Annotated in this window: 16 protein-coding genes; 2 read left to right on the top strand and 14 right to left on the bottom strand. The window is 68.3% G+C overall.

Annotated elements, in window-relative coordinates:
• The 5 genes from IT306_15745 to pyrR form a co-directional block, all read right to left on the bottom strand.
• Positions 1-706 (bottom strand): carbamoyl-phosphate synthase large subunit (locus tag IT306_15745; protein ID MCC7369881.1); only part of this gene is annotated, 706 nt, incomplete at its 3' end.
• Between the two features lie 59 nt (positions 707-765).
• The gene (carA, locus tag IT306_15750) at positions 766-1,896 is read right to left on the bottom strand and encodes a glutamine-hydrolyzing carbamoyl-phosphate synthase small subunit (protein ID MCC7369882.1); all 1,131 of its coding nucleotides are present in this window, start codon (positions 1,894-1,896) and stop codon (positions 766-768) included.
• The gene (locus tag IT306_15755; GenBank protein ID MCC7369883.1) at positions 1,896-3,224 is read right to left on the bottom strand and encodes a dihydroorotase; all 1,329 of its coding nucleotides are present in this window, start codon (positions 3,222-3,224) and stop codon (positions 1,896-1,898) included. The genes carA and IT306_15755 overlap by 1 nt, the downstream gene beginning before the upstream one ends.
• Before the next feature lie 5 nt (positions 3,225-3,229).
• Entirely contained in the window at positions 3,230-4,252 is a 1,023-nt protein-coding gene (locus tag IT306_15760) for an aspartate carbamoyltransferase catalytic subunit (protein MCC7369884.1), read from the bottom strand.
• Positions 4,253-4,300: 48 nt separating this feature from the next.
• Complete coding sequence (pyrR, locus tag IT306_15765; protein ID MCC7369885.1) at positions 4,301-4,858, bottom strand: bifunctional pyr operon transcriptional regulator/uracil phosphoribosyltransferase PyrR; 558 nt, start codon at positions 4,856-4,858, stop codon at positions 4,301-4,303.
• A gap of 402 nt (positions 4,859-5,260) precedes the next feature.
• On the opposite strand from pyrR, the gene IT306_15770 reads away from it, so the two are divergent.
• Positions 5,261-6,838 carry a helix-turn-helix domain-containing protein gene (locus tag IT306_15770; GenBank protein ID MCC7369886.1) on the top strand — a complete coding sequence of 526 codons (1,578 nt, stop codon included), beginning with the start codon at positions 5,261-5,263 and terminating at the stop codon, positions 6,836-6,838.
• Between the two features lie 59 nt (positions 6,839-6,897).
• A complete protein-coding gene (gene glnA, locus IT306_15775; GenBank protein ID MCC7369887.1) occupies positions 6,898-8,259 on the top strand; it encodes a type I glutamate--ammonia ligase in 1,362 nt (453 codons plus the stop codon).
• A 211-nt stretch (positions 8,260-8,470) separates the two neighbouring features.
• Here the strand turns inward: glnA and IT306_15780 are convergent, their stop codons facing one another.
• The 9 genes from IT306_15780 to IT306_15820 all read right to left on the bottom strand — a co-directional run bounded on the left by IT306_15780 (position 8,471) and on the right by IT306_15820 (position 15,952).
• Positions 8,471-8,821, bottom strand: a complete 351-nt coding sequence (locus IT306_15780) for a TIGR04076 family protein (GenBank protein MCC7369888.1) — start codon at positions 8,819-8,821, stop codon at positions 8,471-8,473.
• 13 nt (positions 8,822-8,834) lie between these two features.
• Positions 8,835-9,089, bottom strand: a complete 255-nt coding sequence (locus tag IT306_15785) for a DUF2171 domain-containing protein (protein ID MCC7369889.1) — start codon at positions 9,087-9,089, stop codon at positions 8,835-8,837.
• Positions 9,086-10,108 (bottom strand): LLM class flavin-dependent oxidoreductase, encoded by a 1,023-nt coding sequence (locus tag IT306_15790; GenBank protein ID MCC7369890.1) that lies wholly within the window; start codon positions 10,106-10,108, stop codon positions 9,086-9,088. The genes IT306_15785 and IT306_15790 overlap by 4 nt, the downstream gene beginning before the upstream one ends.
• Positions 10,109-10,125: 17 nt before the next feature.
• The gene (locus IT306_15795) at positions 10,126-11,028 is read right to left on the bottom strand and encodes an ABC transporter permease (protein ID MCC7369891.1); all 903 of its coding nucleotides are present in this window, start codon (positions 11,026-11,028) and stop codon (positions 10,126-10,128) included.
• Positions 11,029-11,072: 44 nt separating this feature from the next.
• Positions 11,073-12,065: an ABC transporter permease gene (locus IT306_15800; protein MCC7369892.1), complete on the bottom strand. Its 993-nt coding sequence runs from the start codon at positions 12,063-12,065 to the stop codon at positions 11,073-11,075.
• A 3-nt stretch (positions 12,066-12,068) separates the two neighbouring features.
• The gene (locus IT306_15805; GenBank protein ID MCC7369893.1) at positions 12,069-12,581 is read right to left on the bottom strand and encodes an N-acetyltransferase; all 513 of its coding nucleotides are present in this window, start codon (positions 12,579-12,581) and stop codon (positions 12,069-12,071) included.
• Positions 12,582-12,703: 122 nt separating this feature from the next.
• Positions 12,704-13,699: a Gfo/Idh/MocA family oxidoreductase gene (locus IT306_15810; protein ID MCC7369894.1), complete on the bottom strand. Its 996-nt coding sequence runs from the start codon at positions 13,697-13,699 to the stop codon at positions 12,704-12,706.
• Positions 13,700-13,784: 85 nt separating this feature from the next.
• Positions 13,785-14,939: a Gfo/Idh/MocA family oxidoreductase gene (locus tag IT306_15815; GenBank protein ID MCC7369895.1), complete on the bottom strand. Its 1,155-nt coding sequence runs from the start codon at positions 14,937-14,939 to the stop codon at positions 13,785-13,787.
• A 101-nt stretch (positions 14,940-15,040) separates the two neighbouring features.
• On the bottom strand, positions 15,041-15,952 hold the full coding sequence (locus IT306_15820) for a carbohydrate ABC transporter permease (GenBank protein ID MCC7369896.1): 912 nt from the start codon (positions 15,950-15,952) through the stop codon (positions 15,041-15,043).
• Positions 15,953-15,957: the final 5 nt, after the last annotated feature.

The following is a 15,957-nucleotide window of genomic DNA, read 5'->3' on the forward strand; positions in this document are numbered from 1 at the left end:
CCGTGTGGACGCCCATCGGGTCGATGTTCTCCATGTTGCAGACGACGATGCAGGTGTCGGCGGCGTCGCGGAGCACCTCGTACTCCAGCTCCTTCCAGCCGATCAGCGACTGCTCGACGAGCACCTGGGTGACCGGACTGGCTGCCAGTCCCGACGCGGCGACGCGGCGCAGCTCGGCCTGGTCGCGGGCCTGCCCGCCGCCGGTGCCGCCGAGCGTGAAGGCCGGCCGCACGATGACCGGGTAGCCGTTTGAGGCCGCGAACGCCATCGCCTCGTCGACGGTGGTCGCCGTGACGCTGGCCGGCACCGGCTCGCCGATGCGGATCAGCAACTGCTTGAACAGGTCGCGGTCTTCAGCCGTCTTGATGGTTGCCAGCGTTGTGCCGATCAACTCGACGCCGTGCCGCTCGAAGACGCCGGCCTCGGCGCACGCCACCGCCAGGTTCAGGCCGGTCTGCCCGCCGAGGGTCGCCAGGATGCCGTCGGGCCTCTCGCGCCGCACGATGTCTTCGACCATCTCGACGGTCAGCGGCTCGATGTAGGTCACATCGGCCACGCCCTCGTCGGTCATGATGGTGGCGGGGTTGGAGTTGATCAGAACGGTCTCGACGCCCTCCTCGCGGAGGGAGCGGCAGGCCTGGGTGCCGGCGTAGTCGAACTCGGCGGCCTGCCCGATGACAATCGGCCCGGAGCCGATGACCAGCACCTTCTTTGGCTGGCGTACGTGGGTTGGGGTCGCCGTGGTGGGGAATGAGGTTGGCTCGCTCACGCGGGCGCTCCAGTCGCCCGCCGACGGGCGATCAACTCGAACAGGTGGTCGAACTGCGGCTGCGAGTCCTGGGGACCAGGGCAGCCCTCCGGGTGGAACTGGACCGAGAAGACGGGCAGCTCGCGGTGCCGCAAGCCCTCCACCGAGCCGTCGTTGAGGCTGATGTGGCTCACGTCGAAGCCGCTGGCGTCGAGGGCCGGCCCGGCCTCCACCTGGAACTCGTGGTTCTGGCTGGTGATCGCCACCCGGCCGCTGCCGGTGTCCTTGACCGGGTGATTCCCGCCGTGGTGCCCGAACGGCAGGCGCGTGGTGGCAGCTCCGGCCGCCTGCCCGATGATCTGGTGCCCCAGGCAGATCCCCATGATCGGGGTGCCACTGGGGATCAGCTTGCGGGCGGTAGCGACCGCCTCGGCGAGCTGGGCCGGATCACCGGGGCCGTTGGAGAGCAGCACGGCGTCGGGGGTGTTCGCCATGATGCCGTCGTAGCCGGCATCCCAGGGGACCAGCTCCACCAGGGCGCCCCGCCGCTGCAACGAGCGCGCGATATTCGCCTTGTAGCCGTAGTCCACCAGCACGACGCGGGTGCGGCGCTCGGAGGGGACGTTCGGCGCGGGACTGAGGCCCGAGACTTCGGGGATCAGCAGCTTGTCCGAGAGCGAGGTGACCTCGCGGGCCTCCGCCCGGAGCTGATCCAGATCGTCCGCGCTGAAGCCGTCGACGCCCGCGTGCCGCAGCACCGCCCGCAGGGTGCCGACATCGCGCAGGCGGCGGGTCAGCGCCCGCGTGTCGATCCCTTCGAGGCCCGGCACGTTCCAGCGCTTCAGGTAGCCGCTCAGATCTTCGTGGCTCTCCCAGTGGTTGGGGAAGTCCGCCAGCTCGCGGACCAGCAGTGCGGTCAGCAGCGGGTGGGCCGCCTCCTCCGCCGAGAAGGAGACCCCGTAGTTGCCGACCTGCGGATGGGTCAGCACCACCATCTGCCCCCGATACGACGGGTCAGTGCAGATCTCCTGGTAGCCGGTCATGCCCGTGTTGAACACGACCTCGCCGTCAACGTCGGCCTCCGCCCCGAACGAGTGACCGATGAACACGGTCCCGTCTTCGAGGACCAGGGCCGCTTCACGCCCGATCACTGTGGCACCTCGTGTACGACCTCCCCGCCGACCATCGTCGTGCGGACGAGGCCACGGAACCGCTCGCCGTGCAACGGCGAGTTCTTGCCCTTGGATTGGAATTTTCGGACGTCCACGGTCCACTCAGCCCCGGGGTCGATCACCACCAGATCGGCGTTCGCGCCGACCCGGAGCGTCCCCGCGTCCAGCCCGAAGACCTGGGCCGGATTGATCGTCAAGACCTTGATGAGCGTGGCGAGCGACAGGTGTTCGCCGTCCACCAGCCGCATCAGCAGCCCGAAGGCCGTCTCCAGCATCGACAGGCCGGGAGCGGCCTGGTCGAACTCGCAATCCTTGTCGACGACCGTGTGCGGGGCGTGGTCCGTGGCGATGCAGTCTATCGTGCCGTCGAGCAGGCCGGCGATCAGTGCCATGCGGTCGGCGTCGGTGCGGAGGGGCGGGTTCACCCGGCAGTTGGTGTTGAACGGCGGGTGGCCAGCGCTCGTGCCGGCGATCCACTCGTCGGTCAGCACGAGGTGGTGCGGCGTCACCTCGGCGGTCACGCTGATGCCGCGCGCCTTGCCCTGGCGAATCAGGTCAACCGCCGCCGCCGTCGAGGCGTGTGCGATGTGCAGCTTGCCGCCGGTCGCCCGCGCCAGCGCGATGTCGCGGGCCACCGCGACCTCTTCGGCCTCGGCGGGGGAGCCCCGCAGCCCGAGGATGCTGGCGACCCGGCCGTCGTGCATGACGCCACCGTCCACCAGGTCCGGGTCTTCGGCGTGATCGACGATCGGGCGGCCGGTCACCCGACTGTAGGCCAGGGCGTTCCGCATCAGCCGCGCGCTCTTGACCATGTTGCCGTCATCGGAGAAGGCCACAGCCCCGGCCTGGGCCATGTCCGCCATCTCCGACAGCTCCTGGCCCTTCTCGCCGCGCGTGATGGTGCCGATGGGGTGGACCCGCACCACGCCGCCCCGGCGGGCCGCGCTGATCACCCACTCGACATCCGAGGCCGTGTCGATGGTCGGGCTGGTGTTCGGCATGGCACAGACGGTGGTGAAGCCGCCGGCCGCCGCCGCCCTGGTCCCCGTGGCGATGGTCTCCTTATCTTCGAACCCGGGCTCGCGCAGGTGACAGTGCAGATCCACGAACCCTGGCGCGATCACCATCCCGGTGACGTCGACCATGCGCTCGCCGCTGGCGACGGCTGTCCGGCGGCTGCGCTCGGTCCCCCGCACGATCTCGAGGACGCGCCCGCTCCCGATCACCACATCTGCCAGATCGTCAATCCCCTGCGACGGATCGATCAGGCGGCCTCCAATCAGCCGCGTTCGTTCGGTTGCCATAGGGACTACTCTCCGTCTGGTCGGGCCGTGCCGCCCGAGAGAAGGTACAGAAGGGCCATCCGGATCGCGACGCCGTTCGTCACCTGCTCCTCGATGACCGACTGCGCGCCGTGCGCCACATCTGGCGAGATCTCGACGCCCTCGTTCATCGGGCCAGGGTGCATCACCAGCGCGTCGGTCTTCGCCAGCTTCAGGCGGTCGGCATTCAAGGCGTAGAGTCGGCAGTATTCGCGGATGCTCGGGATCAAGCCGGCGTGCATGCGCTCGCGCTGCAGCCTGAGCGCCATCACCACGTCGGCCCCCTCAAGGGCCGGCTCGATGCGCTCCTCGACCCGCAGCTTCCAGGGCAGCCCGCCTGGATCGGTAACCCAGTCGCGCGGGAGGAGCGTCGGCGGGCCGCAGACTGTCACGTCAGCACCGAGCAGGCTCAGGCCCCAGATGTCGGAGCGGGCCACGCGGCTGTGGAGCACGTCGCCCAGAATGGTCACCTTCAGGCCGGCCACGCGCCCGAGTCGCTCGCGGATCGTGAACAGGTCGAGCAGCGCCTGAGTCGGATGGGCGTGCCAGCCGTCGCCGCCGTTGACGATCGACGAGTTGACACGCTCCGAGACGACCCACGGCGCACCGCTTTGCGGATGCCGCATCACGACGATGTCAGCCCCGATAGCCTGGAGCGTCCGGACCGTGTCCAGCAGCGACTCGCCCTTTGAGACCGAGCTGGCGGAGGCCGTCATGTTGACGGCGTCCGCTCCAAGGTACTTGGCCGCCACCTCGAACGAGATGCGGGTCCGCGTGCTCGACTCGTAGAACGCCGTGACGATGGTCTTGCCACGGAGCGTCGGCGTCTTCTTGATCGGCCGGGCCAGGATGCTCTTCATGGTCAGGGCCGTGTCCATGACCTGGGCGATCTCGCCGGGCGACCAGTCGTCCAGGTCGAGGATGTGGCGACGTCCCTTCCAGACGGGCGTCACTCGATCCGCACGCGCCTGTTCGAGGTTCGCCGCCGGTCGGTGTTCTGTCGCCGTCATGCCGGGCCTCCCGTGTTCGGGTTGACAGATCGATCAGCGGCCAGCCCGTCAGCTGGACTGCTTGTCGATGACGACTTCATCACGTCCGTCAACCTCCAGCAGCTTGACTTCTACGACTTCAGAGCGCGCCGTCGGGATGTTCTTGCCGACGTAGTCCGCGCGGATCGGCAGCTCGCGGTGGCCGCGGTCGATCAGCACGGCCAACTGAATGGTGCGCGGGCGGCCGTAGTCGCGCAGGGCGTCCATCGCGGCCCGCACCGAACGGCCGGTGTAGAGCACGTCGTCCACCAGCACGACATGCTGGCCCTCGATGTCAAACGGCATGTCTGAGGGGCCGGCCGGCAGCTTCACGCGGCGCGAGTGGTCGTCCCGGTAGAGCGTCACGTCGAGGCCGCCCACGGCGACCGAGTTGTGCTCGAACTCGGAGATCAGCCGGGCGATGCGCTTCGCAATGGGGACGCCGCGCGTCCTGATGCCGACCAGCACCACGTGCTCGATGCCGGCATTCTTCTCGACGATCTCGTGGGCCATCCGCGAGAGGGCACGACGGATCTCGTCGGCGCTCATCAGCTCGCGGCGGTGCGGGGTCGGCGGCTGCACACTCATGGCGCCACCGCCCGGATCAGACAGAAAAAAACCCCCGCCTCGCGGAGGATCTCGTCAACGATTACATCGGGCAGCTGGGTCGGACGCAGCGTGACACAGGGAACCACTGACGCCTCCTTGCCGGCCTCGCTGGACCGAATTAAAGGTGGCGGACTCGGCCTGGCTGCACGAGCCCACAGTGGGTATAGCACGCCGGTCTGAGCCGGGCAAGCGCTGCCGCGTCACGATCAGATCGCACCGCATCGGGCGAGTCGTCCATCCGGTTGCGCGGAGCTTTGTACAGTCTGCACAATGTGCCCCATGCACGCGACCGTACCAGGTTCGGCCCCTTTGCGCGCGCCCGCCTATGCCGTCTCGGTGTCGGAAGTCCTGCGACTCGCACTGCCGACTGGCGCAGAGGTCGTGGCCGGACGCGGGGGTCTGACCCGTGGGATCTTCTGGGCGCGGCTGCTCGGGGCGCGCCAGGGTCTGCTGAGCGGCAGCGAGACCGGCGAGATGGTCCTGTTCCCGGCGTCGGCCGTCAACAAGAGCTTCGGGCGCGTCGTGCGCGATCTCGGCGAGGCCGGCGTCGAGGCCATCGTCGTCAACACGCTGCCGCCGTCCGATGCGCTGGAGGCCGCCGAGGAGCTGGGCATGCCCATCGTGCTGGTCGGTCCGCACCTGTCGCTGATCGAGGTCGAGCGGGCGGTTATCAGCCTGATCGTGGACCGCGAGTCGCAGCTACGACGGCGCGTCGAGCAGATCTACGAGCGGCTGCTGGCGACCCTGGTCGAGGACGCCGGCATCGCCGCGCTGGCCGCCGAGGTCTCGGACGTCACCCGCCGGCCGACCGTGGTGCTGGACGAGTACTTCCGCGTCCAGGTCAGCGTCCCCGACGACGAGGAGACCCAGCAGACCGGGCGAGCGGTCGGCGCGGCCCTGGCGGCCGGCGACCCGCGTGCGCTCGGAGCACGCCCGGCCGCCCCCTTCTGGCTGGCCTCCGACAGCGACGCGCCCGAGGCGCTGGTCGTGCCGTTGCGGCTGCGTGGGACGCCGGCCGGCTACCTCGTCTTGGGCGGCGGCAACGACGTCACGGACCTCGACCGCCAGGTAGCCGAGCGGGCGGCCCGGGTTCTCGGCATAGAGCTGGCGAAGCAGCGGGCCGTCACCGAGGCCCAGCTTCGGCTGCAGGGCGACTTCCTGGACGATCTCCTCTCAGGCAACTACCCGAGTGAGGAGGCGATGCTCGCGCGCGCCCGCTGGATGGGCCACGACCTGGGACGGGCGCACGTCCTGCTGGCCGTCAGCCTGGAGGAGCCGTCAGACCGCCAGTCCGGCTCGCAGCGGCTGCACGCCGCCGACCTGGTCCGCACCGAGGTGCTGAGGTTGGCACCCGGCGCCCTCCTGCGCGAGCAGCAGGATCGGCTGGCTGTGGCCCTGCCGCGCACCGCGCCGCCCACCTCTGAGGAGGCGCTCGAACTGGCGGAGCGGCTTCGCAAGCGGCTCTCCAGCCTGCTCGCCAGCGGACAGGTCACCGTCGGCGTCGGGCGGCACCACCCGGGCATCGCCGGGCTCGCGCTCTCGTTCCGGGAGGCCGAACAGGCGCTGGCGATCGGCCGCGCGCTGCTTGGCGGAGACCGCTCCGTCCACTTCGAGCACCTGGGCGTGCAACGGCTGCTCTTTCAGCTGCGCGACAATTCCGAGCTGGCCTCGTTTTATGACGACCTCCTCGGCAAGCTCCAGGCTCACGACGAACGCCAGGGCGCTGGGCTGGTCAACACCCTCGAAGCGTTTTTCGAGTGCCACGGCAACCACGTTCGCACGGCGCAGCGGCTGCACCTGCACCGGAATACGCTGCTCTACCGGCTCGACCGGGCGCGGGGCGTGCTCGGGGTCGATCTTGACGACGCCGAAACGCGGCTGGCGCTGCAGGTTGCACTAAAGATCGGGCGTGTGATTGGGCGGCGCGGCGTCGACGGGCCTTCCGGAGCGTCCTCATAATTCATACGCCCCATTCATACGCCCGGGTCCGGCAGCACCTCAGCGGGGAGATGCTCATCATGAGCGCACCATCAGGCGATTCCAACGACCTCAGGCGCCACGTGCTCGAACGAGCCGCTGCCGAAGGGGTCCGCTTCGTCAACCTGCAATTCACCGACATCATGGGACTTGTGAAGACGGTCTCGATCCCGAGCCACAAGCTCGAAGACGCCATCGATCATGGTCTCTGGTTTGACGGCTCGTCCGTCGAGGGGTTCGCCCGCATCCACGAGTCCGACATGTACCTGCAGCCGGACCTGTCGACGTTCACCATGATCCCCTGGGACCGTGGGTCGAACCCGACGGCGAAGGTCTTCTGCGATGTCTACACGCCCGATGGCGAGCCGTTCGACGGCGACCCGCGCACGGTCCTCAAGCGGCAGCTCGAGCGGGCCGAGGAGATGGGCTACATCTTCAACACCGGCCCGGAGCTGGAGTTCTTCCTGCTCCGCACCAGCGGACCGACGAAGGTCGAACCGCTGCCGCACGATCAGGCGGGCTACTTCGACGTGACGACCGATCTCGCGGCGGACGTCCGCAAGGAGATGGTCAACGCCCTGGAGGACCAGGGCATCACCGTCGAAGCCAGCCACCACGAGGTCGCCGTTGGCCAGCACGAGATCGACTTCAAGTACGGCCCGGCCCTCCCGACGGCGGACAACGCGGTCACCTTCCGGGTCACGCTGAAGGCCATCGCTCAGCGGCACGGCCTCTACGCGACCTTCATGCCGAAGCCGTTCTTGGGGATGAACGGCTCGGGGATGCACTGCCACCAGAGCCTTGCCGACGCGCAGACGGGCGAGAACCTGTTCCACAACGCCGACGACGAGTACGGCCTGTCAGAGCTGGCCCAGCACTTCATCGCGGGACAACTGGCACATGCGCGCGGCATGTCTGCGATCCTCGCGCCACTGGTCAATTCGTACAAACGGCTCGTGCCGGGCTTCGAGGCGCCGGTGTACGTGAGCTGGGCGCGGATCAACCGCTCGTCGCTGATTCGGGTGCCGCAGACCACGCGCGGCCGGCGCGAGGCGACCCGCATCGAGCTGCGCTGCCCAGACCCGAGCTGCAACCCGTATCTGGCGTTCGCGGTGATGCTGGCGGCTGGCCTGGACGGCGTCCGCCGCAAGCTCGCGCCGCCCCGCCCGGTCGAGGAGAACCTCTACCACTTCGACGACCAGATGATGAAGAAGTACGCGATGGGGATGCTGCCGGGGACGCTCAAAGAGGCGCTGGATGAGCTGGCCGCCGACGCCGTCATCCGCGAGGCACTCGGGGAGCACGTCTTCGAGTGGTTCTACGCGGCGAAGATGGCCGAGTGGGAGCAGTACCGCAAGCAGGTGTCACCGTGGGAGCTGGAGAACTACCTCTCGACGTACTGAGCACGAGGGCCGTGCCCGGGCAGGCCGCACCTGCGGCCACGGGAGGCCCTCACCCCCGACCCCTCTCCCTGTGCGCGGGAGAGGGGAGGAACGACAGTCTCGTGTATCTCCCCCTCTCCCGCGCACAGGGAGAGGGGGCTGGGGGGTGAGGGCCTTCTCCGGGGGCCGGGGGGTGAGGGCCGCCTCGGTTAACGCCTGAGGGCCTCCCCCGCTACGTTTCGCCCTCCGGCACTTCGAGGGGCACGGCGCTCACGTCGGCGTGGTGCAGCGTGCGCTCGCCCACCCGTTCGATCAGCATGACGACGCCGCACAGCGGATCGGGGCAGATGATCCGGGCGTCCGTGGACATCCAGTCGTTCGGGTGGAGCGGGCGCTGCTTGGTCGGGAGCAGCGGCAACGTCGAGGCCAGCGCGTACAGACAGAAGCTCTGCCCGTCCGGCAGGCTCAGCTTGCCGCCCTTCAGCTCGAAGGCGTCACCGACCCGGTGATTACACGTACAGGTGCCCCGGATCTCCTCGATCCGGACCCGCAAGTCAAACAACTGAAATGTGTCGTCCGCCATGGATGCACGCCGATCAGTCGGGATGGGGCCAGGCCTGACCGTCGACGCTGCGGGCACGGATGGTCAGCACGACGTGCGAGTGAGCGGTAGGCCGCGCCATATCGTCGATGACCGCCTGGATCGCTTCGATGGGCACCACCAGATCGCGTGCCCACGGTCGGTTCAGGATGAAGTCGGTCTGGGAGACCGTCTTGACCGTGCCGACCAGCTCGCCATCGGTGCCATAGACTTCCATGCCAATACGGACTTGGTTCGGATCGACGCTCATGGCAACAGTGTCGCCGGCCGGCCGGTCAGGGCGGGCACGACCTTCTCCCCTAACAGTTTGATGCCGCGAATCGCGTCCAGGCCGTGCGGCGTCCCGAACTCGACGCGCGTCGCGCCGCCTTCGATCAGCCGTTCGACCTGCCCAACGATGTCGGACGGTGCACCCGCGTACGCAAACTTGTCCAGGATGTCGTCCGAGATGTCGCGAGCGACCGCATCATAGTCGTTTCGCCGCGCCGCCGTCTGAATCCGCGTCAGCCACTCCTGGTCCGACATCGACGGGTCCAACGGGGCCACCACCGGCAGGTAGAGCGCCACCTCCCGACGCGCCAGCGCTCGGGCAGCGTCCCGGTCCTCGTCCACCACCGTCACCGCGCCCAGGCAGACGCCCACCGATCCGCGCGCCCGCCCGGCCGCATCCAGCCCCTCGTTGATGTGCGGCATGATCTCGCGAACGAGCGCCGCGTTCGCCGTGCCGCCGATCTTGACCTCGTCGGCCACCTCGCCAGCCACACGGGCCGTGCGCGGTCCCCAGGTGCCGAGCATGATCGGCACGTCGGCCCGCAGCGGCTCGTATTGCAGCACGGCGTCGGGGATCAGGCTGAACACCGCGCCCTCAAACGGCTCCGGCCGGCGCGCCAGCAGGTGCCGAATCAGCAGCGTCGCTTCGCGAAGCGTATCCGCCGGGCGACGCGTCTCCAGGCCGAGCGCGTCGAGCCACGCTCCGCGCGCCAACCCGAGATAGGAACGGCCGTCCGTCGCCATGTCCAACACAGCCACCTGCCCGGCGATCTCGGCCGGATGGACGGTGTACGGGTTGAGCGCCGCCGGACCGAGCCGAGCGCGCGTCAGGCGCCGCGCCAGCATCAGCAGCGGCCCGAGCGCCGGCTGAAACAGCAGATCGTTGTAGACGCTGACCACGTCGAATGCGTAGCCGTCGATCAACCGGGCCAGCGCCTCGTACTGGCTCGGCGTCTTGTTGGTCTGAAGGGCTATCGACAGCTCGAACGGACGCGACATCATCTGCTCCCCTCAGCCTAGCGCTCGCTCAGGCCGTCGCCGAGCAGGTTGATGCCGAAGACCACCAGCAGGATCGCGAGGCCCGGCCAGATCGCGTTCCACCACGCCAACTCGAAGACCGTCTTCCCCTCGTTCAGCATGCCGCCCCAGGTCACCGTCGAGAGCGGCACGCCCACCCCCAGGTAGCTCAATGCCGCCTCGGCCAGGATGTTGGATGAGACGTTGATGGTCGAGACCACCAGGATCGGTGGGAGGATGTTCGGCAGGATGTGGCGGCGGATGATCCGCCCGTGCGTCGCGCCGAGCGCCCGCGCGCCGAGCACGTACTCCTGCGCGCGCACACCCAGCGTCGAGCCGCGCACGATACGGGCGTACTGGACCCAGCTCACGAAGCCGAGCACCAGGACGACGTTGACCAGCCCCTTGCCCGTGGCGGCGAGGATGGCGATGGCAAGCAGGACGCCCGGCAGCGACAACTGGACATCCACGAGGCGCATCACCAGCGACTCGACCCACCCACCGAAGTAGCCGGCCAGCAGGCCGAGCGTCAGCCCGACCAGCCCGCCGACCACCACCGACGCGATCCCGACGAAGAGGCTGGCCTGAGCGCCGGCCATGATCCGGCTGAGCAGGTCACGGCCGTTGAGATCGGTCCCCAGCGGAAAGCCGGCCTGCGCGCCCGGCATCCAGAACGGCGGCAGCAGGCTGCGCGCAAGGTCTTGCTCACCCGGCGGACGCGGCGTCCAGACCAGCGAGACGGCCGCTATCAGCACGGTCAGCAGCACCAGCGCGCCGCCGATCAGCAGTTGCCGGCCGACCTTGCGCCGCCTCCGACGCGTACGAGCGGCCGAGACGACAGCGCCGGCCGCTGACTCAGCCGTGGCGCCGGCCGCTGACTCGGCGACAGCGGCGTTGGACACGCTGACCCCAGGTGCAGTAACCGACTCGCGGCCAGCTTCGAGGCTCACTGTGCCCGCGCCCCCAGCTTGATGCGCGGATCGAGCAGCGTGTAGAGCAGGTCCACAACCAGATTGATGAGGACGATGAACAGGGCCAGGATCAGGACGGCCGCCCGGATGACCGGCAGGTCGCGCGCCTCGATCGACTGGATCATCAGCCAGCCGACGCCTGGCCACGCGAAGACCGTCTCCACCACCACCGACCCTCCGAGCAGCGCCCCGAACTGCAGTCCCATCACCGTGACGACGGGGATGGCGCTGTTGCGGAGGACATGGCCCCAGGCAATCGCCCGCTCCGACAGCCCCTTGCCGCGGGCGGTGGTCACGAACATCTGCCCGAGCGTGTCGGCCACCGAGCGGCGCACCAACCGAATCAGCAGGCCGGTGGCGAACGCGCTGACGGTGATAGTCGGCAACACCAGGTGCTGCCAGGTGCCAGAGCCTGACGCCGGCAGCACGCGCATCCCGCCCGCGAAGATCAGGATCAGGATCACCCCGAGCCAGAACGACGGCATCGAGATGCCGAACAGCGCGACCGACGATGCCAGCACGTCCGGAAAGCGCCCCTTGTAGGTAGCGGCCAGGACGCCGAGCGGCAGGCTCACCAGCATCGAGAGCAGCATGCTGGTGCAGGCCAGCAGCACGGTGTTCGGCAGACGCCCGAGGACGATACTGAGGGCGTCGCTCTTGAACCTGAACGACTCGCCCATATCGCCAGTCGCCGCCTTCTGGAGAAAGAGCAGGTACTGCACCGCCACCGGCTGATCCAGGTTGTACGCCCGGCGGATGTTGTCCACATCCTCCTGACGGGCATTGAGCGGGATCAGCGCGGCGACCGGATCACCCGAAAGAAAGATCAGCACGAAGCTGAGCACGCTCACGGCGAGCAGCACCAGGACGGACTGCCAGAGTCGCTGCACCAGATAGATGGCCATCGCGGCGTATTGTAGGGTGCGCGGCGAGGCGTCGGGCAGGCTGCCGGCTCGGCGGTCAGGCAAGGGTCAGTTCGGCATGTCCTTCTGCAACCAGGCGACGTCCCAGTAGCGACCGAACTTGTACCCGACCTCGGTGTAGAGACCAGCGTCGCGGAAGCCGAACCGCCGGTGCAGCCCAACGGAGGCATCGTTTGGCATGGTGATGCCAGCGTACGCGCGGTGGATCGGCTCCCGCGCCAGGATGTCGAACAGGGCCGTGTACAGGCGGCTGCCGACACCCTGACCGACGGCATCTTGGTGGATGTAGACGCTGCATTCGATGCTCGTCTGGTAGGCCAGCCGCTCGTGGAAGGGGCTGCTGGTGGCGTAGCCGAGGAGCGCACCCTCGCGCTCCGCCACCAGCAGCCGGTAGCGACCGTGGTCAGCGTAGTGGGAGGCCCACTCGCGGCGCTGCTCGACGGTCAGCGGCTCGAGGTGGAACGTCGCCGGCGAGTTGAGGATGTAGTGGTTGTAGAGATCCGTCAGGGCCGGCACGTCATCGTCGGTGGCCGGCCTGATCGTCAGGGGCAAGCTGGACATCGCTCCTCCAGGATTCCCGACTCCCTTCTGCGCGCGCCCATCATACCGCGACGATGTGAAACCCGCTTACCCGAGAGTCACCAGCCCCCGCGCTACTTCGAGCGCACGCCCGCGCCAGCACGTCAGCCCGGCAGGCCGCCGGTCGCCCGCAGCAGCGTCTCCTGCACCAGCAGCTCGTGCTCGAACGTCCGATCCGGCGTCTTGCCGTCGCGGACGGTCGCCACGAACGCTGCAAGCTCGCGCTCGTACATCTGCTGGCGCTGGATCGTCGGCAGCTTCACGATGTGCTCGCCGGCCGCGTACGCGCCGTATGGCTCCGAGAGGACCAGCCTCACCACGTCGCCCGGGTCGAACGGCTCGGTGATGGCGCTGCCCTTCGTGCCGTAGACCTCGAAGCGGCGGGCGTTCGGCCGTGGCTCCATCGCGGCGATGTCCACGAACGCCAGCGCTCGCTCGAACTCGAAGACGCCGAGCGTGTTGTCCGCGAAGTGCGGGATGCCCGGGGTCGTGTCGTTGCGGGCGAACAACTGCGTCCGCGTCGGCCGCCCGAGGTGCCAGACGACCTGATCCAGCATGTGCCCGGCCAGGTCGTAGAAGATGCCGCCGCGATGGACGCTGATGACCTCGCGCGCGGGCTCGCTGATCCAGGTGGACATGTGGGCGCGGACCGAGAACACGTCGCCCAGGGCGCCCGAGCGCGACAGCTCAGCCAGGAACTGGAACCCGGGCTGATAGCGGAACATATACCCCATCTGGAGGTACAGCCCCTTCGCCCGCGTCTTCTCGACGAGCGCATGGAACCGCGGCCAGTTGTCGCCAGCCGGCTTGTCGTACCAGAGGTGCTTGCCCGCGTCCACGGCGGCGTGGGCCATCGCGAGGCTCTCGGGATTCAGCCCCTCGATGGCCACGGCCACGATAGACGGATCGCCAAGTATGTCGTCGGCCGAGGTCGCCCAGTGGGCGCCGGCGAACTGCTCGTGCGCCTGCTCGGCGGCACGCTTCTCGGCGTCCGGCTCCCAGACGGCCACCGCCTCGACATCAGGATTCGTGACCAGCGCGCGCCACTTGCCGCGCGCATGTCCGTGTTTGGTGCCAATCTGTCCAAAGCGGACCGTCATCGTGCCAACTCCCTGCCCATCCGGCGAGACCGACGGACAGGCCCAACGGTACTGACTGCTGACCGCTGATGGCTGACCACTCGCCTCAGGCGTCCCAGGCGAACCCTTCGCCGCGCACGATCCGCGAGCGCGTCTCGTAGCGGCCCGGCCACTCGACCGGCAGCTCGCCGGACTCGACCATCAACTGGAGCGGGTTCGCCAGCGTCTTCAGCGGCAGATCGATGCGCCGACGCTTGCGGGCGGACTCGTAGATCGCCATCAGCACTTCGATGGTGGCCCGCGCCTTCTGGCCGGAGCTGATCGGGTCGGCAGTCTTGCCGTCCACCCAGTCGACGGCCTCTTGCGCCACCCGCACGAACGGATCGTGCCAGGGCGCCTCGATCTTCTCCCAGCGGTCGCCGCCGACGCGGAGCACCTGGGCGTAGCCGTTCTCGACGTTGTACTTGGCCGAGGAGCCTTCCGGTGAGCGCATGTTGCCGTCGCTCGGAATCTCCGCCTCCGGCGGCCGGGTGACGCCCAGCTCCATGATGCCGTCGGTGCCGACGATCCGCGCACCGTGGCCCCGGCCGCCGGTCGGGAGGGCCGCGCTCATGACCAGTTGCACGCCGCCCTGGAACTGCGCGATGCCCATCGCGGCGTCCTCGCAGGGGAAGGAGCGCTCGAAACGGTCGGTGCTGCGCTCGACGGCCCCCATCACCCACTCGACGGGCCGATCGTTGACCAGGAACTGCGCCATGTTGACGTCGTGGGAGAGCACGTTCAGCAGCGTGCCGCTGTTGATCGAGATCTGCACCACGTCGCCGATGAGCCCCTGATCGATCTGCTTCTTGGCCTCGAGCCAGCCGGCCAGGTGCCGCCGCTGATGGGCCACCACCAGCTTGACCCCTTCGCGGGCGCAGGCCGTCAGCATGCGGTCGGCCTCGCCGAGGCTCAGGGCCATCGGCTTCTGGCAGAGGATCGCCTTCGGGGCGCGGGCCGCCGCCGCGATGACCATTTCGGCGTGCAGACCGTGCCAGCTACAGACGTCGACGAAGTCCGGGCGGACCTCGTCCAGCATCTGGCGGTAGTCGGCAAAACGGCCGGACTCCGGCACACTGAAGAACTCGCCATACTCGTCGCGCGCCTGCTTGTTGCTGTCGGCAATCGCGACGAGATCGACATCCGGGACACCCTGCCATCCGCGCCCGTGGCAGCGGGCGATGGTGCCACAGGCAATGATCGCGCTTCGATATCGAGCCATAGGTGCTCGCCCCCTCTCAGTTCAGGACAGCATGAGGGAGGCCGCGCCCGGGGATGCGGCGCGCGGCCAGATCAGACGAGGCGTCACAGGGGGAACTGGCGCTACCCCTTGACGCCCGTGCTCACCAGACCTTGCACGAAGTATCGCTGCAGGGCCAGATAGACGAAGATGGTCGGCAGGCTCATCAGCGTGGCCGCCGCGAAGATCAGCGGGAAGTCCGCCACGGTCTCGGCCTGCTGCTGGGTGTACGAGTAGATCAGCCGCTGCACCGTCAGCGCCACCGGGGTGACTTCGCGGTTGCCGCCGACGAGGATCAGCGGGCTGAAGTAGTCGTTCCAGATCTGGACGAATTCCAGGATCGCCACAGCGGTCAGGGCCGGCTTCAACATCGGAACGTAGATCTGAAAGATCACGCGGAGGGTGCCCGCGCCGTCCACTCGCGCCGCCTCCTCGAAGTCCCCGGGCAGCATCTCGTAGTTCTGCTTGACCAGGAACAGCGCGATCACGTTGACCAGCCCGAGGATCCCGAGGGCCGGCCACTCGTTCACGAAGCCGTGGCCGCCCATGCCCCAGATGTCGTTGCCGCCGACCAGCGGCCACCGCGCCAGCATGATGTAGAGCGGCAAAATGGTCAGGAGCGGGGGCACCATCAGCCCCGACAGGAAGAAGACGAACAACGGCGTCTTGAACGGGAACTGGAGCCGTCCAAAGGCGTAGCCGCCCATGATCGCGATCAGCAGCGCCCAGAAGATGTACCAGAGCGAGCGGCCAACGGTGATCAGCATCGACTGCCAGATGCACCCCTGCGAGCAGTTCCCCAGGATGATCAGGTAGTTCTTGAGACTGAGGCTGTCGGGGATCGGCATGTAGGCGCTGCGGTAGTACTGCTCGGTGGAGGTAAAGGTCGCCAGCACCATGAACGCGATGGGGTACAGGATGATGATGCTGGTGACGGTCAGCACGGTGTAGATCAGCGCCGAGAGCCAGAGCGGTCGGCGGCGGGTGGTGTTCATACGTC

Source organism: Chloroflexota bacterium (assembly GCA_020850535.1).
Taxonomy (GTDB): domain Bacteria; phylum Chloroflexota; class UBA6077; order UBA6077; family JACCZL01; genus JADZEM01.